The 23,323-nt window shown below is 68.9% G+C and carries 22 protein-coding genes and 1 tRNA gene; 9 read left to right on the forward strand and 14 right to left on the reverse strand.

Annotation, left to right across the window (positions count from 1 at the left end):
- The 4 genes from GGR12_RS16785 to GGR12_RS00015 form a co-directional block, all read left to right on the forward strand.
- Nucleotides 1–349 (forward strand): hypothetical protein (locus tag GGR12_RS16785; RefSeq protein ID WP_343053151.1); only part of this gene is annotated, 349 nt, incomplete at its 5' end.
- Nucleotides 350–354: 5 nt separating this feature from the next.
- On the forward strand, nucleotides 355–699 hold the full coding sequence (locus GGR12_RS16790) for a hypothetical protein (protein WP_343053142.1): 345 nt from the start codon (nucleotides 355–357) through the stop codon (nucleotides 697–699).
- A gap of 730 nt (nucleotides 700–1,429) precedes the next feature.
- Nucleotides 1,430–2,710 (forward strand): polyhydroxyalkanoate depolymerase, encoded by a 1,281-nt coding sequence (locus tag GGR12_RS00010; RefSeq protein ID WP_183201536.1) that lies wholly within the window; start codon nucleotides 1,430–1,432, stop codon nucleotides 2,708–2,710.
- Nucleotides 2,676–3,392, forward strand: a complete 717-nt coding sequence (locus GGR12_RS00015; RefSeq protein ID WP_183201538.1) for a YgjP-like metallopeptidase domain-containing protein — start codon at nucleotides 2,676–2,678, stop codon at nucleotides 3,390–3,392. The genes GGR12_RS00010 and GGR12_RS00015 overlap by 35 nt, the downstream gene beginning before the upstream one ends.
- Nucleotides 3,393–3,398: 6 nt before the next feature.
- On the opposite strand, the gene GGR12_RS00020 is transcribed toward GGR12_RS00015, so the two are convergent.
- The gene (locus tag GGR12_RS00020; protein ID WP_183201540.1) at nucleotides 3,399–5,516 is read right to left on the reverse strand and encodes a transglycosylase domain-containing protein; all 2,118 of its coding nucleotides are present in this window, start codon (nucleotides 5,514–5,516) and stop codon (nucleotides 3,399–3,401) included.
- Between the two features lie 150 nt (nucleotides 5,517–5,666).
- Nucleotides 5,667–6,617: an alpha/beta fold hydrolase gene (locus tag GGR12_RS00025; RefSeq protein ID WP_246328698.1), complete on the reverse strand. Its 951-nt coding sequence runs from the start codon at nucleotides 6,615–6,617 to the stop codon at nucleotides 5,667–5,669.
- 117 nt (nucleotides 6,618–6,734) lie between these two features.
- Here GGR12_RS00025 and GGR12_RS00030 point away from each other — a divergent pair, with 117 nt between their 5' ends.
- On the forward strand, nucleotides 6,735–7,856 hold the full coding sequence (locus GGR12_RS00030; protein WP_183201542.1) for an aromatic ring-hydroxylating oxygenase subunit alpha: 1,122 nt from the start codon (nucleotides 6,735–6,737) through the stop codon (nucleotides 7,854–7,856).
- 95 nt (nucleotides 7,857–7,951) lie between these two features.
- Here the strand turns inward: GGR12_RS00030 and GGR12_RS00035 are convergent, their stop codons facing one another.
- The gene (locus tag GGR12_RS00035; protein ID WP_246328699.1) at nucleotides 7,952–8,605 is read right to left on the reverse strand and encodes a TetR/AcrR family transcriptional regulator; all 654 of its coding nucleotides are present in this window, start codon (nucleotides 8,603–8,605) and stop codon (nucleotides 7,952–7,954) included.
- Nucleotides 8,606–8,836: 231 nt separating this feature from the next.
- Nucleotides 8,837–10,672, reverse strand: a complete 1,836-nt coding sequence (locus GGR12_RS00040; protein WP_183201546.1) for a cation:proton antiporter domain-containing protein — start codon at nucleotides 10,670–10,672, stop codon at nucleotides 8,837–8,839.
- 152 nt (nucleotides 10,673–10,824) lie between these two features.
- Here GGR12_RS00040 and GGR12_RS00045 point away from each other — a divergent pair, with 152 nt between their 5' ends.
- Entirely contained in the window at nucleotides 10,825–12,960 is a 2,136-nt protein-coding gene (locus tag GGR12_RS00045) for a M13 family metallopeptidase (RefSeq protein ID WP_183201548.1), read from the forward strand.
- Between the two features lie 366 nt (nucleotides 12,961–13,326).
- Here GGR12_RS00045 and hisS read toward each other — a convergent pair whose 3' ends face one another.
- The 5 genes from hisS to GGR12_RS00070 form a co-directional block, all read right to left on the reverse strand.
- A complete protein-coding gene (gene hisS, locus GGR12_RS00050; protein WP_183201550.1) occupies nucleotides 13,327–14,820 on the reverse strand; it encodes a histidine--tRNA ligase in 1,494 nt (497 codons plus the stop codon).
- A gap of 38 nt (nucleotides 14,821–14,858) precedes the next feature.
- Complete coding sequence (locus GGR12_RS00055; protein WP_183201552.1) at nucleotides 14,859–16,118, reverse strand: DUF418 domain-containing protein; 1,260 nt, start codon at nucleotides 16,116–16,118, stop codon at nucleotides 14,859–14,861.
- Nucleotides 16,119–16,196: 78 nt separating this feature from the next.
- Nucleotides 16,197–16,772, reverse strand: coding sequence for a phthalate transporter (locus tag GGR12_RS00060; RefSeq protein ID WP_183201554.1), 576 nt, complete (start codon nucleotides 16,770–16,772; stop codon nucleotides 16,197–16,199).
- Complete coding sequence (locus tag GGR12_RS00065; RefSeq protein ID WP_183201556.1) at nucleotides 16,772–17,650, reverse strand: 3-hydroxybutyryl-CoA dehydrogenase; 879 nt, start codon at nucleotides 17,648–17,650, stop codon at nucleotides 16,772–16,774. The genes GGR12_RS00060 and GGR12_RS00065 overlap by 1 nt, the downstream gene beginning before the upstream one ends.
- Nucleotides 17,651–17,780: 130 nt before the next feature.
- Nucleotides 17,781–18,098: a YggT family protein gene (locus GGR12_RS00070; protein WP_183201558.1), complete on the reverse strand. Its 318-nt coding sequence runs from the start codon at nucleotides 18,096–18,098 to the stop codon at nucleotides 17,781–17,783.
- Between the two features lie 158 nt (nucleotides 18,099–18,256).
- Between GGR12_RS00070 and GGR12_RS00075 the strand changes: the two genes are divergently transcribed.
- From GGR12_RS00075 to trhO, 3 genes are all read left to right on the forward strand, one after another.
- Nucleotides 18,257–18,332: transfer RNA gene (locus GGR12_RS00075), tRNA-Ala, on the forward strand.
- 285 nt (nucleotides 18,333–18,617) lie between these two features.
- Entirely contained in the window at nucleotides 18,618–18,860 is a 243-nt protein-coding gene (locus GGR12_RS00080) for a GIY-YIG nuclease family protein (protein ID WP_183201560.1), read from the forward strand.
- Nucleotides 18,857–19,804 (forward strand): oxygen-dependent tRNA uridine(34) hydroxylase TrhO, encoded by a 948-nt coding sequence (trhO, locus tag GGR12_RS00085; RefSeq protein ID WP_343053027.1) that lies wholly within the window; start codon nucleotides 18,857–18,859, stop codon nucleotides 19,802–19,804. Before GGR12_RS00080 ends, trhO begins: the two co-directional genes overlap by 4 nt.
- Nucleotides 19,805–19,808: 4 nt before the next feature.
- On the opposite strand, the gene GGR12_RS00090 is transcribed toward trhO, so the two are convergent.
- From GGR12_RS00090 to GGR12_RS00110, 5 genes are all read right to left on the reverse strand, one after another.
- A complete protein-coding gene (locus GGR12_RS00090; protein ID WP_183201564.1) occupies nucleotides 19,809–20,087 on the reverse strand; it encodes an HPr family phosphocarrier protein in 279 nt (92 codons plus the stop codon).
- Entirely contained in the window at nucleotides 20,084–20,488 is a 405-nt protein-coding gene (locus tag GGR12_RS00095; protein ID WP_183201566.1) for a PTS sugar transporter subunit IIA, read from the reverse strand. Before GGR12_RS00095 ends, GGR12_RS00090 begins: the two co-directional genes overlap by 4 nt.
- An 89-nt stretch (nucleotides 20,489–20,577) precedes the next feature.
- Nucleotides 20,578–21,012: an HPr kinase/phosphorylase gene (locus GGR12_RS00100; protein ID WP_183201568.1), complete on the reverse strand. Its 435-nt coding sequence runs from the start codon at nucleotides 21,010–21,012 to the stop codon at nucleotides 20,578–20,580.
- The gene (locus GGR12_RS00105) at nucleotides 21,009–22,646 is read right to left on the reverse strand and encodes a sensor histidine kinase (protein ID WP_183201570.1); all 1,638 of its coding nucleotides are present in this window, start codon (nucleotides 22,644–22,646) and stop codon (nucleotides 21,009–21,011) included. The genes GGR12_RS00100 and GGR12_RS00105 overlap by 4 nt, the downstream gene beginning before the upstream one ends.
- Nucleotides 22,615–23,319, reverse strand: a complete 705-nt coding sequence (locus GGR12_RS00110; protein ID WP_183201572.1) for a two-component response regulator ChvI — start codon at nucleotides 23,317–23,319, stop codon at nucleotides 22,615–22,617. Before GGR12_RS00110 ends, GGR12_RS00105 begins: the two co-directional genes overlap by 32 nt.
- Nucleotides 23,320–23,323 lie beyond the last annotated feature (4 nt).

Raw genomic sequence — 23,323 nt, forward strand, 5'->3', positions numbered from 1 at the left:
CGGAGGCGGCGGCGGCGGAGGCGGCGGCGGCGGCGGAGGCGGCGGCGGGGGGGGCGGCGGCGGAGGCGGCGGCGGAGGCGGCGGAGGCGGCGGCGGGGGGGGCGGCGGCGGAGGCGGCGGCGGAGGCGGCGGCGGGGGCGGCGGCGGAGGAGGCGGCGGCGGCGGGGGCGGCGGCGGCGGGGGCGGCGGCGGGGGCGGCGGCGGAGGAGGCGGCGGCGGCGGCGGGGGCGGCGGCGGCGGAGGCGGCGGCGGCGGGGGCGGCGGCGGCGGAGGCGGCGGCGGCGGGGGCGGCGGCGGGGGCGGCGGCGGAGGAGGCGGCGGCGGCGGCGGAGGCGGCGAAGGCGGATAATCGGGATCATGATCATCGTCATCGTCGTCGTGATCGTCGTCATGATCGTCGTCATGATCGTCGTCGTCGTGATCGTCGTCGTCGTGATCGTCGTCGTCGTGATCGTCGTCGTGGTCGCCGTCATGACCACCGTCATGGTCGTCGTCGTGACCGCCGCCGTGATCGTCGTCGTGATCGTCGTCGTGATCGTCGTCGTCGTGATCGTCGTCGTCGCCGTAGTGCGAGCCGCCCGGGTAGCCCGGGTGATCGTCACCGCCCGGGCCGTACGGCGGCGGAGGCGGCGGGGAGCCTGGATGGCGCCGGCCCGAGGCCGGCGGGAGGAACGGGCTGCTGCCCGGTTCGGGCGATGAACCGGCGGCGAACGGATCGCCCCCGGGCACGGCGAAACTGCCGAACACCATGTGCGATTCCGCCGGCGGACCGACCAGTTCCCCGCTCAGGGCGCGGATGACGACCGGCTTGCCGGCCTCGCCGGCGACGGCGGCCAGGGCGCCGAAGACATACTCCGTACAGGCTACCGGTTCGGCGGGCTCCAGGCTGTAGGACACGCATTGAGCGAGCGCGTTTCCGCCTGTGGCAGTCATCACCGCCAGAACAGATCCGCCAAGCAGGAAGGAGCGTATCCTTACGGAAGACAGTCGTTCGAGGCCAATTTTGGCGTCAGGAATGGTCGTCCTCGGCATCTTCGCCTCCCGCGGGTGAACTGCCCCCTCCAAGTTGCTTCCAGCTCAAGTACAGATTGGCCGGGTATTGCGCGAGGATTCTACAGCTCTCGATCCCCCACCATCCCCCACAACCAATCCATGCACCATGAGGCACGAAGCACTATCTATATTGGTATAGTGGAGGGGGTGGTCGTTGCTTCCGAAGGACTAGTCCACAAGCGCTGCTACGGGAGTAATGCCTGCCTCACCGCCGCCTTCGGCGGCCGCCCCTGACGACCCCGATCTGACAAGGTCCGGACGAGCCCTCCCCGCGCCATATCCGTCTTCAACGAGACGTGATCACCGATAATCTTTTTGCAGTGCGAAGCATTCTATGGTGCCCTGCCGCATCGGCGGGGGCCGTCCCAGGACACGCATGCTTTATTCGCTTCACGAGCTGGCCTACGCATCGGCCGCTCCTTTCCGGATCGGGGCCCAGTTGGCCCGGGATTTCTGGAGCTCTCCTTTCAATCCGGCCGCTGACACCGCCATCGGGCGGACCGCCTTCGCGTCGGCCGAGCTGTTCGAGAGCGTCACGCGACGCTACGGCAAGCCCGCCTGGGGACTTGAGGTCGTCACCATCAACAACCGCCCGGTGCAGACCACCGAGCAGGTGGTCTGGTCCTCGCCCTGGTGCAAGCTGGTCCGGTTCGCCCGGCACGTCGGCGACCTGAAGCGGGCCGGCAAGCCGACCTCGGCGCCGGCGGTGCTGATCGTCGCCCCGCTGTCGGGCCACTACGCCACCCTGTTGCGCGGCACGGTCGAGGGCTTCCTGCAGGACCACGACGTCTACGTCACCGACTGGTCCAACGCCCGCGGCGTGCCGATGCTGGAAGGCCGTTTCGACTTCTTCGACTACATCGACCACGTCCGCACCATGCTGGGCGTGATCGGCCCGCGCGCCCACGTCGTCGGCGTGTGCCAGCCCGGACCGCCGGTGCTGGCCGCCTGCGCCCTGATGGCCGAGGACGAGGATCCGAACCGTCCCGCCTCGATGACCTTCATGGGCTCGCCGATCGACGCGCGCCTGTCGCCGACTGTCACCAACCAGCTGGCGGAAGAGAAGCCCTTCACCTGGTTCAAGTCGAACATGATCCACACCGTGCCGTGGCCCTATCCGGGCTTCGGGCGGCGGGTCTATCCGGGCTTCGTGCAGCTCTACAGCTTCATGTCGATGAACGAGGAGAAGCACACGGACGCCCACTGGCGCTATTTCCAGGACCTGGTGTCCGGCGACGGCGACGGGGCCCAGAAGCACGAGGAATTCTACGACGAGTACCTGTCGGTGCTGGACCTGTCGGAAGAGTTCTACCTGCAGACCATCGACATCGTCTTCCAGCAGCACCTGCTGCCGCGCGGCCTTCTGGAGCACCGCGGCCGCAAGGTCGATCTGACGAAGATCACCGACATCGGCCTGATGACGGTCGAGGGCGAGAAGGACGACATCTCGGGCGTCGGCCAGACCCAGGCGGCGCACGAGCTGTGCACCAGCCTGACGGACGAGCGCCGCGTGCTCTACGTCCAGCCCGAGGTCGGTCACTACGGCGTCTTCAACGGCCGCCGCTTCCGCGACGAAATCTATCCGCGCGTGCGCGACTTCATCGCCCGCAACGAGGCCCTGAGTGCAGTACCGGAACGGCCAGCGGCTGCCGCCTGAGGCCCTCGGGGTCCCCGCCCGGCTGTCGGTCAATCCGCGGGCGCGCCGCCCGTCGATCCGCATCGACGGCCGCGCCGGCGAGGCCGTGGTCGTGGCCCCGACCGAACGCCGCCTGACCGAAGCGGTCGCCTTCGCCCGCACCAAGTCCGCGTGGATGCGCGAGCGTCTGGCCGAGCGGCCTGAAGGCAGCCCGCTGGAGCCCGGCGCGGTCGTTCCCCTGTTCGGCCGCCCTACCCGCCTGGTCGCCGTCAACGGCGCCGGCGCGGCGCGCCTGATCGACGGTCCGGACGGGCCGGTGATCCAGTCCGGCGGCGAGGGCGAGGCTTTCGCGCGGCGGATCGAGAACCTGTTCAAGCGCCTGGCGCGCCAGGTGCTGCTGGAACGCACCGAGCACCACCTGCGCACCCTCGCCCAGCGACCGGTGAAGGTGTCGATCGCAGACACGAAATCGCGCTGGGGCTCGTGCAGCCCGCACAATCGCTCGATCCGCTACAGCTGGCGCGTGATCATGGCCCCGCCCGCGGTGGCCGATTACCTGGCTGCGCACGAAGTCGCCCATCTGGTCCATGCGGACCACAGCCCGGCCTATTGGTCAGTGGTCGAGCGACTGGTCGGCGACCACCGCCCGTTCCGCAAATGGCTGCGCGACCACGGCCCGTCCCTGCACGCCGTGGGTCGCTAGTACCCGCTAGAAGAACAGCGGGTCGGCCTTCTTTTCCTGCGGCTGGGCCGGCTCGGCGCGGGGCTCCTCGCGCTGCGGCTGCGGCTGGGTCGGACGGACCACAGGCGGCTGATCGCGGTTGGGCGCGATCGGACGCTGCGCCGGTTCCGGCTCCAGCAGCGACTCGTCGAGCGTGTCCACGCCCCCGTCGCCCGGCGGGTTGTCGCCGAACAGGTCGCCGATCTGGCCGATCAGGCTTTCGACCGCGCTGGGCGGCTGCCAGCCTTCCGGCATGGGCGGGCCGTTCGGGATGGCCGGGGCGTTCAGGCGCGGCAGGGCCGCCTCCATGAAGCCGCGCCAGATCGCCGCCGGCGACGAACCGCCGGTGACGCCGCGCATCGGCGTGTTGTCGTCCTTGCCGACCCAGACGGCGGTCACGAAGCCGCCGGTGTAGCCGACGAACCAGGCGTCCTTGTAGTCCGAGGTGGTGCCCGTCTTGCCTGCCAGATCGCGGCCGGCGATGGCCGCCGAACGGCCGGTGCCCGAGGTGATGACCCCACGCAGCAGGGTGTTCTGGTAGAACAGATACGGGTTGCTGATGGCCTGGACGGGTCCCTCGGCGCGGCTGGCGCGCTGGTAGATCACCCGGCCCTGCGGGGTGCGGATGCGGCTGATGCCATAGGCGCGCACGCGCTTGCCGCCGTTGGCGAAGGCGTCATAGGCGGTGGCCATCTCCAGCGGCGAGACCTCGACCGCGCCCAGCGCCATGGCCGGCTCCAGACCGATGCGGCTGGTGATGCCGAGGCGGCGGGCGGTGCGGGCGACGTTGTCGCGGCCGACCTGGTCGGCGACGCCGGCGGCGACGGTGTTGATCGACTGGGCCGCGGCCTGGGCGAAGCTCATCTCGCCGGCGAAGGAGCCCGAATAGTTCTTGGGCGACCAGTTGCCGATGCGGATCGGGGCGTCGTTGACCCGGGTTTCCGGCGTGAAGCCGCTTTCCAGCGCGGTCAGATAGACGAACGGCTTGAACGCCGAGCCCGCCTGGCGACGCGCGTCGACGGCGCGGTTGAACTGGCTGTCCGCGTAGGAGCTGCCGCCGATCATGGCGCGCACCCGGCCCTCGCCGTCCAGCGCGACCAGGGCCGCCTGCTCGACGCCCTTGGACTTGTCGCGATCCAGAATGCGTCGCACCGAACGCTCGGCCTGGGTCTGCAGCGTCAGGTCCAGCGTGGTCTCGACGATCATGTCCTCGGTCGGCTCGCCGACCAGCTCGCGGATCTGCTTGTCCAGCCAGTCGATGAAATACTGCGCGTGCTGGGTGGCCAGGGTGCGCGACACACGCACGGGCGTAGCAGCGGCCTGGGCGCGCTGTTCCGGCGTGATGACGCCGGCGTCGACCATTTCGTTCAGGACCACGGTGGCGCGGACGCCGGCCCGCTCGCTCTCCGACACCGGCGAATAGCGCGACGGGGCCTTCAGCAGGCCGGCCAGCAGGGCGGCCTCACCGACGGTCAGCTGTTTGGCGCTCTTGTCGAAATAGCGCTGAGAGGCGGCCTCGATGCCGTAGGCGCCGGCGCCGAAATAGACGCGGTTCAGATAGAGGGCGAGGATCTCTTCCTTGGAGAATTTCATCTCCAGCCACACGGCCAGCATCAGCTCCTGGACCTTGCGCTTCATGTTCTGGTCCGGAGACAGGAACAGGTTCTTGGCCAGCTGCTGGGTCAGGGTCGAACCGCCCTGCACCACCCGGCCGGCGCGCATGTTGGCGGCCATGGCCCGGCTCATGCCGATCGGATCGAAGCCCGGGTGGTGATAGAAGCGCCGGTCCTCGATGGCGATGAAGGCCGCCGGGACATAGTCCGGCAGGGCGTCCAGATCGGCCGGCGGGGCCTGCTGGGTGCCGCGCACCGCGATCAGCGCGCCGTTGCGATCCAGGTAGGTGATCGAGGGCTGGCGATCGACATTGTACAGGGTCGAGGTGTCCGGCAGGTCGCGCGCGAACACGGCGAAGAAGACGACCAGGAAGATGACGCCCCAAACGGCGAGCACGGCGCCCCAGTACAGGAGCCGTTGCAGCGGGGTGCGCGCCGGCTTTTCGCCGCCATCGCCGCCCTTGCCGCGTCCGAAGCTGAAGCCACCGACCATGGATACCTCATCCAACCCGCCCGATGGCTTAGCCGATCGGACCGCACTCGCAAACGCCCCATCGGGATCGCCGGCCCCGGAGAGCCGCCGATCCCGTCCTTCACAGAACTGTGAGGGCTGTTTCCGCCGAAACCATGACCTGTCGCAGGCCTATTCTAAAAACGCGTTCACCTCGGCGGCGAACACGGCGGGCTGGTCCAGCATGATGAAGTGGGCGCTGTCGTCGATCCGCTTCAGCTTCGCGCCCGGCAGGTTGGCGAACGACATCTGGTAGATGGCGTCCGTGATCTCGGGCGTCATGCGCGGGTCGTTGAACTTCACGTACAGCACCTCGGTCGGGGCGGTGATGTTGGCGATCTCCGGCCGCAGGTCGGTGACGATCAGTTCGCGGAAGGCGGACGCGGCGACCTGCTGGTCGCTGGTCTCCATGTCGCGAACGGGTCCGGCGCGCAGGGATTCCGTGTTGATCATGCCGGTGATGGAGGCCGCCGCCTGGGCGTTGTAGGCCTCGCGCGGGCTGGTCGACATGCCGGTGTAGATCTGGTCGGCTGTGGCGGCGACGGTCTCGGCCGAGGTCCCGGGAGGGCCGAACATCGCGCCCATGAACGGCACCATGTCGACGACCATCAGCTTGCCGACCGAGTCCGGATGGCGGGCCGCCAGCATCATGGCGATGGTGCCGCCCATCGAGTGGCCGATGACCACGGGCTTATCCAGGCCCTGCTCGGCGATATAGCGGGCCAGGTCTTCCGCGACGGGGGCCGAGACCGGGCCGGTGGCGTTGTCCTCGGCCGGCGCGCCGGCGAAGCCCTGCACATGCACGCGATGGATCCGGTAGCGGCCCTTCAGCTGCTCGGTCAGACCGTCCCAGACCTCGGGCGACGAGGTCAGGCCGGGGATCAGGATGATGTCGCCGACCGGATGCTCCGGTCCGTCGACGCGCACATGGAAACGGCCCGACTGGAAGTCCGCATGGCGGTGACCGTGATCCGCCGCCTCGCCGTGTCCCTGATGCGAGCCGTGCTCCTGGGCGAGGGCCGGAGCGGCGAGGCCCAGCGAGAGACAGGCGGCGAAGGCCGCGGCGGCGGTCATGGTCTTCATGGCGGTAACCCCATCTGCGCGGACGATGCGTCCGCTTCTGTCCCCTAGTCGCCGCAGAGGGCGCGAACGGATGCAACCGGTCAAGACTTCGCGGAATCAGCCCGCTAGACTGACGCCATGACGCCAGCCGACTCCGCCTCCCCTGCCGCCTCCGCGCCCGAGGCCAAGGCCCCGCCCGCCGCCTTCGGCAAGGGCTTCGTTCTGGACGCCTGGTATTTCGTCGCCCTGTCGCGCGACGTCGCGCCGGGCTCGCTGAAGCGGCATGAACTGCTGGGCGAGCCGGTTCTGGTCGGCCGCACCAAGGCCGGTCAGGTCTTCGCCATGCGCGACATCTGCCCCCACCGCGCGGCGCCCCTGTCGGCCGGCCGGGTGGTCGAAAAGCCCGGCGAGGGCGAGACGGTCGAGTGCTGCTACCACGGCTGGCGCTTCCGCCCGGACGGCGTCTGCGCGGCCATTCCGTCGCTGGTCGAGGATCAGGCCTATGAGCCCGACCGCATCCGCGTGCGGTCCTACGCCGTGCGCGAAAGCCAGGGGATGGTGTTCGTCTGGATCACCTCCGACCCCCGCGGCGCCGGCGAACCCGACCATGAGCCGCCGCAGTTCCCCGGCGTCGTCGGCGGCGAGGCCAAACTGGTCGAGTGGATGGATTTCGAAAGCCACATCGACCACGCCGTCGTCGGCCTGATGGACCCGGCCCATGGCCCGTATGTGCATCAGCAATGGTGGTGGCGATCAGAGCATTCGATGCACGAGAAGGCCAAGGCCTTCGAACCGCGCGAGCTGGGCTTCTCGATGGTGCGCCATGCGCCGTCCTCGAACAGTCGGGCCTACAAGCTGCTGGGCGGCGCGCCGGCGACGGAGATCACCTTCCGCCTGCCCGGCTATCGCTGGGAGCACATCCAGGTCGGTCCGAAACAGGTGCTGGCCCTGACCTGCCTGACGCCGATCACGGAGAACCGGACGCGGATCACCCAGATCTTCTGGTCGGACCACTGGATCTTCAACATCGCCAAGCCCTTCCTGCGGATGGGCGTAGTCGCCTTCCTGAAGCAGGACGGCGGCATGGTGAACCTGCAGAACGAGGGCCTGCGCTACGACCCGGCGCTGATCTGGATCGACGACGCCGACAAACAGGCCAAATGGTACCAGCAACTGAAGCGCGAATGGTCGAAGAGCCGCGCCGAGGGCCGGCCGTTCGCCAACCCGGTGAAACCGGCGACGCTGCGCTGGAAAAGCTGACGGAAACCAAGTGCCCCAGTCCGGGGCGCCAGGCAAAAAAAATAGGCCGCGACGGGGGGGCGTCGCGGCCTTTGGCAGGAAGGTGTGAGCCGGATTTACTGGCGGGCGAGCGAGCCGGCCAGGATCACGTCGACCTGTTTGCCGATCTGGGAGACCAGTTGGTCGATGCCCCAGTTGTCGTAGGCGGCGTGACGGTAGTTCGACAGGAAGGCGCCGTAGATCAGCTCGGCCAGGAGGCGCAGATCGGCGTCCTGACGCAGCTCGCCCTCACGGACGCCGGCCTGCAGGATGTCGGTGACGACATCGACCAGCGGCTTGATGGCGGCGCGGGTGCGGACCTCGGCGGCGACCGGCTGGAACCACGAACGGGCGACCACGGCCTGGACCAGCGGCAGCTGCTCCAGCGACTCGTGATAGCCAGCCGTCAGCGTCGCCAGCAGGCGGCCACGGGTGCTGGTCTCGCCAGCGGAGGCCGACCGCAGGGTCTCGGCCAGCCTGGCCAGATCTTCCGACAGGACGGCTTCGAACAGCTCGGCCTTGTCCTGGAAGTTGGCGAACACAGCGCCCGTCGACATGCCGGCGCCCTTCGCGATGTCGCGAATGGTGGCGGGCTCGTAGCCGCGCTCGGCGAAGAGCGTGCGCGCTGCATCCAGAACCTTTTGACGGGTCCGCACCTTGGCGGCCTGACGACGATTCAGACGGGGGGTGTCAGCCTCGGTGTCGGAGGCGTGCACGGAACTCAGGGCCATGTCTCGCATGAAAACGGTTACTCAAACTAACGGCGGGGGGAGCCGCCGAACGGGGAGGGAACGCCGAAGCGATAGGGATTTTGGGTGCTCCGGAGAGCGATGTCGGTCTTTGCCGACCCACCGACTGGGCAATCAGTCATCACGCAACGATGACCAAAATGGGGTGTATAAGTTAACGCCGAACATAGTTCAGGAGTTAACGGGCCAACCGCCAGAGTCCGTCGCTGCGGCTCAGCGCCGCACCGTGGAACGCAAGGCGCGGGGCCGCCGGGCGGCCTCTCCATCTGGCATTGCATCCTGGAACAACTTCCGGAAGCGGTCGCGCCTCTCATGGATCGAGGCGAGCACCTGCCCCATCGGCACGCCGAGGTCTACGAGCGTGTTCTCGGCCAACTGAAGGCTTGCTTCGGTCGTCTCCGGCACGGCGTCCGTGACCCCCAGCCGGTACAGCCGTTCGGCGTGGCGGGAGTCCCTCGCCCGCGCGATCAGGATCAGGTCGGGACGCGCGGCGCGGACGGCGACGACCACTTCGTCGACCTTGGCCGGAGCGTCCATGGTCACCACCACGGCGCGGGCCTTGTCGATGCCGCAGCGCTCCAGCATCTCGTGACGGCCGGCGTCGCCGTAGACGACGTTCGAGCCCTCGTCGCGCCCCCTGGCCACGGTGGAGGCGTTGGCGTCAACGGCGAGGAAGGTCTGGCCATGCTCGGTCAGCATCTCGCCCACCAGGCGGCCGACCCGGCCGAAGCCGACGATCAGCACCTGACCGTCCGCGCTCTTCGGCTCCAGCGCCTCGACCGGCAGGTCCGGCGTCACGGGCGCGACCTGACGCACCAGCCGGTCGGCGAGCATGGCCATGAAGGGCACGGTGAAGATGCTGATGGTCGCGGCCAGCATGACCGTGCGGGTGAACTCGTGCGAGGCGATGCCCTCGACCATGCCCGCGCCGAGGATGACGAAGGCGAACTCGCCCGCCGGGCCCAGCACCAGCGCCGTCTCGATGGCGTTGCGGTTCTTCACGCCCCACAGGCGCGCCACGCCATAGATCAACAACGCCTTCAGCAGCGTCAGGCCCAGCGCGAGGCCGAACACCGCCAGCGGATCCGCGACCACGGCGTCGATATCCAGGCCGATGCCCACGCCGACGAAGAACACGCCCAGCAGCAGGCCCTTGAACGGCTCGATCGACACCTCGACCTCGCGCCGGAACTCGGTCTCGGCCAGCAGCAGGCCGGCGACCAGGGCGCCGAGGCTCATCGACAGGCCTGCGGCCTGGGCGGCCAGACCGGCGCCCACCACCACCAGCAGGCTGGCGGCGACGAACATCTCCTGCCCCTGCCCCTTCGAGCGCGCCTTCGCCACCGAGCGGAACATCGGCCGCAGGACCAGACGGCCCAGGATGACGATCAAGGCCAGACCGATCGCGGCCGGGATCAGGGTGAACAGCGCCGGCCCCAGCACCGACGGATCGAACTCGCCCGCCGGGGTCGCGCCCTCCTGCGCCATGGCGGCCAGGACGGTGACGGTGATCAGGATCGGCGCGACGACCAGATCCTGGGCAAGCAGGATGGAGAAGGTGGCCCGGCCGGTGGCGCCGCCCAGCCGTCCGCGCTCGGCCATCACCGGCATGACCACCGCCGTCGACGACAGCGCCAGGCCCATGCCCAGCACCGCGGCCGACACCAGCGACTGGCCCATGACCATGAACAGCGCCGCCAGCACGACCGTACAGAGGGCGACCTGCGACAGGCCGAGGCCGAAGACCAGTTTGCGCATCGCCTTCAGCCGTTCCCACGACAGCTCCAGCCCGATCATGAACAGCAGGAAGGCGACGCCCAGCTCGGACAGGGAGCGAATCTGGCTGGCGTCGGATATGGTCAGGTAAGACAGCCACGGCATGCTGTCGGCCCAGCGCGCCAGGCCGTCCGGCCCCAGCAGGACGCCGGCCGCCAGGAAGCCGAGAACGGGACTGATCTTCAGACGGTTGAACAGCGGCACGACCACGCCGGCCGCCGCCAGGAAGACCACGAGGTCCTTGTATTCGCCGCCACCGCCGTGAGTCGTCATCCGCCCTCCGTACGGTTCAGCCTACAGGCTGAAACGCCGCCGTGTCTGGGTTTCCGTCGTATCATGACAAAAAATTCAGACGACAGGCCGGGAGGCGGGCGTAGGGTCCGCGCCGACCCTTCCAGATGGTGAAGTGAAATCGGGGAAATTGAATGAAGAAGCTGCTTATCGGCGCCGCCATGGGCGCGCTGCTCGTTCCGGCTATGGCCCATGCCCAGAGCTGGACCCAGGGCGACGAACACGCCTGCGTCGACGAGGCCTGCACGGTCTACGAACTGTTCCAGACCCCGGCTGAAGGCGCGACCGTCCTCGGCTACCAGGGCACTGAAGCGCCGAAATACGGTACCTGGGGCTTCGACCTGAACGGCCGCGACACCTCGGTGAACCCGGGCGACAGCTTCATGCGCTACGCCAACGGCGCCGCCCTCGACCGTATGCAGATCCCGTCGGACCGCACCTCCTACGGCTCGTTCGCCCTGCTGCGCGAACTGTCGGACAACCGCGTCAAGGCGATGATCTCGGGCCTGGTGGCCCGCACGGATCTGGCCGCCGGCTCGGACGAGCAGAAGATCGCCGACGCCTACCGTTCCTACATGGACGAAGCCGGCATCGAGGCCCGCGACGCCCAGCCGCTGCAGCCCTATCTGGCCGCCATCCGAGCCGCCGACACCCATGACAAGGCCGCGGTCTACATGGGGCAGACCCAGGGCCGCATCGGCGGCACGATCTTCGGCACCGGCATCACGATCGACCAGAAGCACCCGACCCGCTACGTCGTCTCGACGGGCCAGTCGGGCCTCGGTCTGCCGAACCGCGACTACTATCTCGAGAGCCGCTGGGCCGAGAAGAAGGTCCTGTACCAGGCCTATGTCGCCCGCATGCTGGGCATGATCGGCTGGGACAACCCCGAACAGGCCGCCGCTGACATCGTCGCCTTCGAGACCCGCATCGCCGAGGCGCACTGGACCCCGATCCAGAACCGCAACCGCGACGAGACCTACAACGAGTACTCGATCGCCCAGCTGGCGTCGGAAGCTCCGGGCTTCCCGTGGCAGGACTATTACAACGCCGTCGGCGTGGGCGACGTGTCGCGCCTGATCGTCCGTCAGGACACGGCCATGCCGAAGATCGCGGCCATCTACGCCGAGACGCCGATGTCGGTGATCCAGGCCTGGCAGGCGTTCCACACCACCGACGACGCCGCCGGCCGCCTGTCGAAGCGCTTCTCGGACGCCCAGTGGGAGTTCCGCTCGCGGGACCTGCAGGGCCAGCCGATGCAGCGCAGCCGCGACAAGCGCGGCATCAGCTTCGCGGAAGGCATGCTGGGCGAGGCCGTCGGCCGCCAGTACGTCGCCGAATACTTCCCGGCCGAATCCAAGGCCAAGATGGAAGAGCTGGTCGCCAACCTGCGCATCGCCCTGGGCAACCGGATCGAGAACTACACCTGGATGAGCGCCGAGACCCGCGCCGCGGCCGAGGAGAAGCTGCGCAAATTCACGGTCAAGATCGGCTACCCGAACAAGTGGCGCGACTACACGGCCCTGGAAATCCGCCCTGACGACCTGTTCGGCAACGGCGAGCGCGCCGGCGTCTTCCAGTGGCGGTACCAGCTGAACCGCCTGAACCAGCCGGTCGACAAGGACGAGTGGGGCATGACCCCACAGACCGTGAACGCCTACTACAACTCGGCCAACAACGAGATCGTCTTCCCGGCCGCCATCCTGCAGCCGCCGTTCTTCGATCCGGACGCGGACCCGGCGGTCAACTACGGCGGCATCGGCGGCGTGATCGGCCACGAGATCGGCCACGGCTTCGACGACCAGGGCTCCAAGTCCGACGGCGACGGCGTGCTGCGCAACTGGTGGACGCCTGAGGACAAGGCCAATTTCGAGGCCCTGACCACCCGTCTGGGCGCCCAGTACGACGCCTTCGAGCCCCTGCCCGGCTTCCACGTCCAGGGCGGTCTGACCATGGGCGAGAACATCGGCGACGCCGCCGGCACGGCGGTGGGCCTCGAGGCCTATCACCTGTCGCTGAACGGTCAGCCGGCCCCGGTCATCGACGGCGTCACCGGCGACCAGCGCTTCTTCTACGGCTGGGCCCAGGTCTGGCAGTCGAAGATGCGTGACGACGCCCTGCGCCAGCAGATCGCCACCGACCCGCACTCGCCCGCCGAGTTCCGCGTCATCGGCCCGCTGCGCAACGTCGACGCCTGGTACGACGCCTTCGGCATCCAGCCGGGCTCGAAATACTACCTCGCTCCGGAAGAGCGCGTTCGTATCTGGTAAGGCGGCCTGACGCCGAACCGGTTCGGAAAGGCCGGGGCCTCGCGCCCCGGCCTTTTTGTTGGGCCGGCGCTACATGGCTATCGGGACCGCAACGGCCGCGCTCAAGCAGCGAGCGACCGCGTCGCGAGCGTTAGCGCCAAAAATCCAGGCTTCAGACGCAAAAAAGGCCCGCCGCGGGGGATACATCGCGGCGGGCCTTCTTTCGCTCTCTAAGGAGCGGACGTTTCCTCCCCGAAACGCCTCCGGGCGGCTGCTGCGTCGAAACGCTGCGCTTCCCGAGTGAGGTGAGGAAAACGACAATTCCCCGTTCAAGTCAATGAACGTACGGACACAGTCCCCGGAATTTCCTTACTTATCAGTGATAACTCACGAAGCTGTGCGCGCCGCGTCAACGATGGCGCGAACCGTCGAAACCAGCTCAGCACGGGCTACGACGCGCTGCCCGGGGCGTTCGGCCTTCCACGCTTCGTTATCGGTGACCCCTGCGGCCAGCGCGCGGCCGGCGTCGAGGTCCTTGATCGTCACCTGGCCGGCCGCGATCTCGTCGCCGCCCAGAATCACCGCCGCCGGAGCGCCGCGCCGGTCGGCGTATTTCATCTGCGCCTTCATGCCCGCGCGGCCCAGGTACAGCTCGGCCGCGACGCCCGCGTTGCGCAGCTCGGACACGGCGTCGAGGTAGTGCTGCATGTCGTCCTCCGAGAAGACGATGACCACCACCGGGCCGCGGACGGAATCCTCGTCGCCCCGCCCGGCCGCGCGCAGGGCCGAGGCCAGACGCGAGACGCCGAACGAGAAGCCGGTCGCCGGCAGCCGCTCACCGGTGAAGCGCGCCACCAGATCGTCGTAACGACCACCGCCGCCGATGGAGCCGAAGCGCACGGCACGGCCCTTCTCGTCGGTCGTGTCCAGCAGGAGCTCGGCCTCGAACACCGCGCCGGTGTAGTACTCGAGCCCGCGCACGATGGTCGGATCGAAACGCACCGCGTCCTGGCTGACCTTCATCGCGTTCAGCGCCCGGTCGATGGCCGCAAGCTCGTTCAGGGCGCCCTCGCCGATCGCGCCCAGACCGCCGGCCCGCGCCACGGCTTCCAGCGTCTCCGCCCGGCTCAGGGCCGCGTCGCCGGCCGAGGCCAGGAAGGCCTCGATCGTCGCCGCCACGCCCAGCGGCAGATTGGCGCCCTTCGTGTAGTCGCCGGACTCGTCCAGGCGACCCTCGCCCAGCAGGGCGGACACGCCCTCCCAGCCCAGCCGGTCGAACTTGTCGATGGCCCGCAGGGCCGTCAGCTTCTGGATCGGATCGGTCACGCCGCCGGCCTCGAACAGACCGTCGAAGAGCTTGCGGTTCGACACGCGCACCACCGCCTGACCCGGCGCCAGGCCCGCCGCCTGCAGGCCCTCGCAGGCCATGGCGATGATCTCGGCGTCGGCTTCCGGGCGGTCCGAACCGACCGTGTCGGCGTCGCACTGCACGAACTCGCGGAAACGGCCCGGCCCCGGCTTCTCGTTGCGCCACACGGGCCCGAAGGCGTAGCGGCGGAACGGCTTGGGCAGGGTCTCCCAGCCCTGGGCCGCGAACCGGGCCAGCGGCGCGGTCAGGTCGTAGCGCAGCGCCATCCACTGATCGTCGTCGTCCTGCAGGGCGAAGACGCCCTCGTTCGGACGGTCGGCGTCCGGCAGGAATTTCCCCAGCGCATCGGCGTATTCGAACGCCCCGGTCTCCAGCGGCTCGAAGCCCCAGCGCTCATATACCTCGGACACGCGCTGGACCAGGCGGCGCTCGGCCACCAGGTCGCGACCACGGCGGTCGGCGAACCCTCGGGGGTTGCGGGCTTCGGGGCGGGGAGCGGCGGCGTCGGTCATGCCGCGCGATTAAGCCATCCCCCGGCCCCGGGCAACGATCAGGCGACCGCGGCCTTCCGGATCGACACCAGGCGGCCGTAGGTCAGGCAGCGCCACAGCCACTCCAGCGGTCCCATCTGGAACACCGACAGCCAGATCGGCGACCAGATCAGCTGGGCGACCCAGACCGCGCCGACCACGCCCCACAGCTGCCCCGGCCCCATGGTGCCCATCCAGTGCGGGCCCCACGGCAGATAGAACAGGCTGGCCATGATGATCGACTGGGTCAGGTAGTTGGTGAAGGCCATGCGGCCCACCGGGGCCAGAACGCCGGTCAGGAATTTCAGCCCGAACCGGGTCATCAGGATCAGCATGCTGGCGTAGCCGAGGGTCACCAGCGGCGCCAGGCCGCCGGCGGCCGAGGCCAGGCCGCGCGTCGGATGCTCGCCCGGCCCGGCCAGGATCTCGACCCAGGCGTTGGTGGCGAAGACCCACAGGTTGGCCGCCGTGGCCACGACCAGCAGCAGATAGACCCACACCGGGGCGCGACCGGAGAAGAAGCCGGACTTGAACAGGCCGAGGCCCAGCATCATCAGCGGCACGGTCACCGGAACGAGGAACAGGCTGAAGCCCTGCACCATCATCCAGGCCTTGGCGTTTTCGATCCAGGCTCCGGAAGCGCTGGCGTGATAGGCCTCGACGGTCGCCAGAATGGTCTGGGCGGTGACCCCGGCCTGGCCGGCGTCGACCTTGGCCATGAACTCTGGCGGCATGGCGTTCATCGCCAGCGGCGCCGCGGCCGACATCAGCATCCACAGCAGGGTGATCCCGCCGCCGATCCAGATGAGCTTTCCGGCCTTCATCGACCGCATCATCATCATCAGCAGGCCGCAGTAAGCGTAGTGCAGCAGGATGTCGCCGCACCAGATGGCGAGACCGTGGATCAGGCCGAACACGGCCAGCCAGAACAGACGGCTGCGCAGCAGCTTGCCGCGCGATTCGTCGAAACGCTCGCCGCCGACCAGATAGATCGACACGCCGAACAGCATCGTGAACAGGGTGCGGAACTTGTCCTCGAAGAAGACGTCGGTGACCCAATGCCCCCAGGCGTCGATCCCGGTCAGGGCATAGGGACGCGCCGCCTCGCTCATCCCCGCCGAGATCGGCCAGGCGAAGGTGATGGCGTTGACGGCGAGGATCCCCAGGATCGCCCAGCCGCGCAGCATGTCGAGATTGAAGATGCGGTCGCCCGGCGCGACGGGCGCGAGCCTGACGGCGGGCGCGACGGCCTCGCCGGTCATCGTGTCTGTAGCCGCCATGGCTGTTCTCCCCCGGTCCGTGGCAGCGGGCAGCTTGCCCCAGGCCGGGCCGGCGTCAAACCAATTCGCGGAAAGGGTTCAGGCGTCGCCGCCGCGATCGCCCTTCAGGACGCCCAGGCGGTCGCGCACCTCCGGTTGGGGCGTGAAGGCGATGAAGGCGGTGCACAGGCCGGCCCACAGCGCATAGGCCACGCCGATCACCACCGCGAACGGCAGGCCGCCCACGCCGTAGATCAGCAGCGTGGTTTCGGTCGCGCCCGCGGCCTGGGCGATGCCGCCAGCCTCGAACAGGCCGAACACCGCCAGCAACAGGGCGACCACGGCGGCCAGGGCCACCGACAGCAGCCCGCCGTAGAACATGAAGCGCCAGACCACGCCCAGACGGGTCGCGGGACGCCCCGTGCGCTCGCGCTCGCGCGCCAGCAGCCACATGCCGCCCGGAATGGCCAGCAGGCCGACCAGCAGCACCCGAACGCGCCAGTCGATCTCGGGCCCCGGCAGCCAGTTCTGCGGCGGCCAGATAAAGAAGGTCAGCACGATCGGCGGCCAGGCGACGCCGGCCAGGGCGGCCAGCACCGTCCGCTGCGGCTCGGGCCGCCAGACCACACGCTCCTGGCCCGGGAAATCCTCCGGCTTTTCGAGCTTGGGGATCATCATCGCGTCGGGACCGGAACGTCGCCCGAATAGTCGTAGAAGCCGCGGCCCGACTTGCGGCCCAGCCAGCCCGCCTCGACGTATTTCACCAGCAGCGGACAGGGCCGGTATTTGCTGTCGGCGAGGCCGTCGTACAGCACGTTCATGATCGCCAGGACGACGTCCAGGCCCATGAAGTCGGCCAGCTCCAGCGGGCCCATCGGATGGTTGGCGCCCAGCTTCAGCGCCTTGTCGATCGAGGCCACGTTCCCCACGCCCTCATAGAGCGTGTAGATCGCCTCGTTGATCATCGGCACCAGGATGCGGTTGACGATGAAGGCGGGGAAGTCCTCGGAATTGGTCGTCGTCTTGCCCAGCGACTCCGCGAAGGCGACAGCGGTGTCATAGGTGCCCGCAGACGTGGCGATGCCGCGAATGATCTCGACCAGCTTCATCACCGGCGCCGGCTTCATGAAGTGCAGGCCGATGAAGCGCTCGGGCCGGTCGGTCGTGGACGCGAGGCGCGTGATCGAGATCGACGAGGTGTTGGACGCCAGCAGGGTCTCGGGGCCGAGATGCGGCACCAGGTCGGCCAGGATCGCCTTCTTGACGACCTCGTCCTCGACGGCGGCCTCGATAACCAGGTCGGCCTTGGCGGCCTCGGCCAGAGAGCCGGCGGCGGAGATACGCGACAGGGTGGCGTCGGCGGCGGCCTGGTCCATCAGCCCGCGCCCGACCTGGCGCGCCAGGCTGGCGGCGATGGCGCCCAGCGCCTGCGGCACGCGATCGCCGGCGGCGTCGAAGAGTTTCACGACATAGCCGCCGGTCGCCACGGTCTGGGCGATACCCGCGCCCATCTGGCCCGCGCCGACGATGGCGACTGATTTGATCGTGGTCATGTAGTCCGGATGTCTGGCAGGCCGCTCGGGGCCCGATCGAGCGGCACCTTAGGACGGGAGCCGGAGCGAGCAAAGCGCCGGATGCGCCCGGGGGCGCAATCGCCGCCGTGCCTGTGGCCCCGACGCACCGTCAGTAGGGAACGAAGCTCAGCATCGCCGCCTTCGACGCCGGCAACAGGTAGCGCTGGATGCCGGCGATCAGGATCCAGGCGACGATCGGCGTGATGTCGATCCCGCCCAGCGGCGGAATGACCCGGCGCAGGGGCGCCAGCACCGGCGAGACGATACGGTCCAGCGCCTCGGCCAGCGAGGCGACGAAGCGGTTGCGGTAGTTGATGACGTCGAACGCGAACAGCCAGCTCAGCACTGCGTTGATGATCAACGCCAGCACGAAGAGACGCAGCACCGTCTCGATGATGAAAAACACGAACTCGATGATCGCCGCCATGCCCCGGGATGCTCCTGCTCGGGTTGATGATCCGGTTCTAGACACAGGCGGCCCCGCCCGCCAACATTTCCGACACCTGCCGGCCCGGCCGCCGCTGCGACCGGTTGACACCACCGGGCCGCCACTCGTATGTCGCGCCCTCGCCTGCACCCGGAAACGGGGCCGTAGCTCAGTTGGTAGAGCGCGTCGTTCGCAATGACGAGGTCAGGGGTTCGACTCCCCTCGGCTCCACCATCCTGCTTCGCGCTGACGCGCTTCGCAGGACAGGTCGGATAGCGCGAAGTAGGATGCCCTTCGAAGCCTCGGCGAAGAAGGGCCCCCACTCTCACCCTCTTCGCGCTGACGCGCTTCGCAGGACAGGTCGGATAGCGCGAAGCTGGATGCCCTTCGAAGCCCTGGCGAAGAAGGGCCGCCGCTCGCAGCCTTTTGCTTCTTCCTCAGTGCGCGCACGTCGGTATTGGCATGCGTTGGAGCGGGAAGCAGGATGCCGCCACAAGCCTCAGCGGAGCGGGGCGGCTCATGCGGTACGTCTATCTCATCGAGAGCATTGCGCATCCCGACGAGCACTATGTCGGGATGACCGACGACCTGCGTAGCCGCCTTGCTGCCCATAATGCCGGGCAATCAAGGCACACCTCGAAGTTCAAACCCTGGCGTCTTGTGACCTATCTCGCCTTTAACGACCCATCGAAGGCCGTGGCCTTTGAACGCTACCTCAAGTCCGGGTCGGGCCATGCCTTCGCGCGAAAGCGACTTTGGTGACCGGTTCCCCCGTTCTCGTCGCCGCCCTGTACCGGTTCGCGCGGATCGATGATCGCGAGGCCGTGCGCGATCGGCTGGAGCAACTGTGCGCGTCTGATGTCCGCGGCACCCTGCTGGTGGCGCACGAGGGGCTGAACGGCACCATCGCCGGGCCGGCGCAGGCGATCGAACGCGTGCTGGACGGCGTCCGCGCCCTGCCCGGCTTCGCGGAGCTCGAGCTCAAATTCTCCAGCGCCGCCATGATGCCGTTCTACCGGATGAAGGTGCGGCTCAAGGCCGAGATCGTGACCATGGGCGAGCCCGATCTCGATCCTGTCCGCGACGCCGGGACTTACGTTTCGCCGGCCGAGTGGAACGCCCTGATCGCGGACCCGGACACGGTGATCATCGACACCCGCAACGACTACGAGGCCGCCGTCGGCGCCTTCACGGGTGCGGTCCAGCCCAACACCCGCAGCTTCCGCGACTTCCCCGACTGGTTCCGGACCGAGGGCCGCGCCCTTCTGGACCGGCCGACTCCGCCGAAGGTCGCCATGTACTGCACCGGCGGCATCCGCTGCGAAAAGGCGACCGCCTTCCTGAAGGCGGAGGGCGTCCAGCACGTCCATCACCTCGAGGGCGGCATCCTGCGCTACCTCGAAACCACCCCGCCGGCTGAAAGTCTGTGGGAGGGCGAATGCTTCGTCTTCGACGAGCGCGTCGCCGTCGGCCATGGCCTGTCGGAAGGCAGCCACACCCTGTGCCGCGGCTGCCGCATGCCGGTCAGCGAGGCCGGGCGCACCTCGCCCCGCTACGTCGAGGGCGTCTGCTGCGAGCGCTGCCATGACACGCGCTCGGACGATCAGCGGGACCGCTATCTGGAGCGGCAACGGCAGATGGAGATCGCTGCGAAGCTTGGCATCGACCACGTCGGCGCGGTGCTGCCGGACCGGTCCAAGGACTGACGGCCTACTCGCCCTCGTCGAACTTCCGGGCCACCAGGTCGAGCAGGGCGTCGATGGCGGCCTGGGCTTCGGCGCCTTCAGCGGCGATGTCGATGGTGCAGCCGTTGCCGGCGCCCAGCATCAGCAGGCCCATGATCGACAGGGCGTTCACCGTCACGCCGTCGCGGGTCACGTGGACCTCTGCGTCGAAGCCCGAAGCCAGTTTGACGAATTTGGCGCTGGCCCGGGCGTGGAGCCCGCGGGTGTTGCAGATGTTGGCGGTCGCGGCGGCCGTCTGCGTCATTTCTCGCCCTGCAGCACCCAGCTGGCCACCGAGATGTATTTGCGGCCAGCGTCCTGGGCGTGGGCCACGCAGGCCTCCAGCGGCTCGCGCACGCGCACGCTGGCCAGCTTGATCAGCATCGGCAGGTTCAGGCCCGCGATGACCTCGGCATGGGTCTCTTCCATCACCGAGATGGCCAGGTTGGACGGCGTGCCGCCGAACATGTCCGTCAGCAGGATGACGCCGTCGCCGTCGTCCACCGCGCGCGCGGCATCGACGATGTCGCGCCGGCGGCGCTCCATGTCGTCTTCCGGCCCGATGCAGATGGCCGCGACCCCGCGCTGGGGCCCGACCACGTGCTCCATCGCCGACAGGAATTCGGAGGCCAGACCCCCGTGGGTGACGATCACCAGCCCGATCATGAAGGCTTCACCAAGACTCGCGCCCCCGCGTGTCGGCCGCCCCATGGACTGACCGCAAGCCGGGCGGAATAGCCCAACTCGAAGCCGGGTTAAAGCCGGGCGATGGCCGCCGCGACCTTTTCACCTGCGGAGGCCTCGCGCGGGTTGAGGTGCAACAGCGGTACGGAGACCCCGTCCAGCACGCGGGTTTCGGGTTCAGGCATGCGCTCGAAGGGTTCATCGGACAGCTCCACGGCCAGAACCGCACGGGCGAGACCGAGGGCGCAGGACGGCGTCACCCCGACGCCGCGCACCTCGATCCGCCCCTCGATCGTCTCCGGAGCGCGGGCGTAAAGCGCGCCGCCCGAGGCGAAGACATGGGCGTAATCGTCGGACACCAGCCGCCAGCCCCGGGCGATCAAACGCAGGGCCAGGTCGCTCTTCCCGGCGCCCGGCGGCCCGAACAGCAGCACGGCGCGCCAGCCGCGACCGGACCTCCATTGGGCGACGACGGTGGCGTGGGTCGGCTGGACGGGCGCGGTCATAGTCTGCGGCCTGCGGCGGGGGGAAGCGCGACCACGAACACCGCACCGGCGACGCCGCCGTCGGGGTCGGTGCGGTTGCGGGCCCAGACGCGGCCGCCGTGGGCCTCGACGATCTGGCGCACGATCGACAGGCCGAGGCCGGAATTGGCCCCGAACGCCGTGCCGCGCGGACGCGAGGTGTAGAAGCGCTCGAACACCGTCTCGAGGTTCTCGGCCGGAATGCCTGGGCCGTCGTCCTCGACCCGCACCTGCACGGGGCGATCGGGATCCGACTCGTCGCGCACCAGCGAGACGCGGACTTCGCCGTCGGGCGGGCTGAACGAGCGAGCGTTGTCGATCAGGTTGCGGAACACCTGCCCCAGCGGTCCGTCGCGGCCGGTGATCATGGCGTGGTCGCCGGCGGGCGCCTCGAACACCAGCCGCGCCTCGCCCGGCTTGCGTCCGGCCTCGTAGACGCCGGCGATCTCGGTCAGCAGCTGGGTCAGGTCCACCGTGCGCGGCCGGTCGCGGTTCAGCTCGGCGTCCAGGCGCGAGGCGTTGGAGATGTCGGTGATCAGCCGGTCGAGGCGGCGCACGTCCTGTTGCAGCAGATTGGTCAGCTTCGCGCGCTGCTCGTCGGTCTTGACCAGCGGCAGGGTCTCCAGCGCCGAGCGGATCGAGGTCAGCGGATTCTTGATCTCGTGCGACACGTCGGCGGCGAAGGCCTCGATCGCGTCCATCCGGTCCGACAGGGTCTCGGTCATCGTCTCCAGAGAACGCGCCAGATCGCCGATCTCGTCCTTGCGGCTTTCCAGATCCGGCAGGGAGATGGCGCGGGACCGCTGCAGGCGAACCTCGTCGGCCGCCGCCGACAGACGCATCACCGGCCGCGCGACGAACAGATGCATCAGCAGCGAACCCAGCAGGTTCACGAACAGCGCCACCAGAGCGAAGGGCATCAGGGCGCGGCGTTGTTCGGCGACGGTGCCGTCGACATCGCCGGCCTCCAGCGTCAGCACGCCCAGCACCTGCTCGACGTGGCGCACGGGAATGGACACCGACACCACCCGTTCGCCGTTCTCGGACATGCGGACCGTGGCCTGGTTACGGCCTTCCAGCGCGCCCTGGATTTCGGCGGCCAGCTCGGCGCGGGCCAGTTCGGCCGTGCGAGCACTGCGCTGTTCCTTCTTCTCCGCGCCCTGCGGCGGCGGCGTGCCGGCGGGCCGGGCGGGCGGGAGGGGCGAGCCGGGAATGTCCTCCGTCACGGTGTAGCTGTCGGCCGCCGGCAGGCCGTCGACGTCGAACAGACGGGCGCGCTGGCCCGACGGAATGAAGTTGTCGCGCAGCCAGCGGCTGGCCTCGATCGGGTCCAGCACCGGCACGGGATCGCCGCGCGTCACCCCGATCTGGGGTTCGCCCAGCACCCGGACCAACAGCTCGGCCTGGGCCGTCAGGGTTTGCTGCCGCGCCTCGATCAGGCCGCGGGTCCATTCGTTCAGGGCCAGAGCCCCGACGAACAGGATCAGCAGGCTGAGCAGGTTCAGCGCCAGAATCAGGCCGCCGAGCCGCGACCCGCCGAATCGCTTCAGGCGGGGCCGGTCGTCGTCGGCCCCGGGGGCCGGATCAGCTTTCGCGGTAACGGTATCCCACGCCATACAGGGTCTCGATGGCGTCGAACTCGGGGTCGACCACCCGGAATTTCTTCCGCATGCGCTTCACGTGGCTGTCGATGGTGCGGTCATCGACATAGACCTGATCGTCGTAGGCGGCGTCCATCAGGTTGTCGCGGCTCTTCACGAAACCGGGGCGCTGGGCCAGGGCCTGCAGCAGCAGGAACTCGGTGACCGTCAACTTCACCGGACGACCGTCCCAGGTGCTCTCGTGGCGGGCCGGATCCATGGTCAGCTTGCCGCGCTTGATCGCCTTGTTCGAGTTCTCGCCCGCGGCCTCGGGCTCGCCGCCGTCGGCGCCGGTGCGGCGCAGCAGCGCCTTCACCCGCTCGATCAGCAGGCGCTGGCTGAACGGCTTGTGGATGTAGTCGTCGGCGCCGAGGTTGAAGCCGAGGATCTCGTCGATCTCCTCGTCTTTCGACGTCAGCATGATGACGGGCAGGCTGGAGGTCTGGCGCAGACGGCGCAGCACTTCCATCCCGTCCATGCGCGGCATCTTCACATCGAGGATCGCCAGATCCGGCGGCGAGCTCTCCAGCGCCTCAAGCCCCGCGGCCCCGTCATGGTAGGCGGTGATCTTGTGGCCATGGCTTTCCAGCGCCAGCGAGACGGAGGCGACGATGTTCTCGTCGTCATCGACAAGGGTGATGTTGGCCAACGGG

The sequence above is a fragment of the Brevundimonas lenta genome (assembly GCF_014196335.1).
Classification (GTDB): Bacteria; Pseudomonadota; Alphaproteobacteria; order Caulobacterales; family Caulobacteraceae; genus Brevundimonas; species Brevundimonas lenta.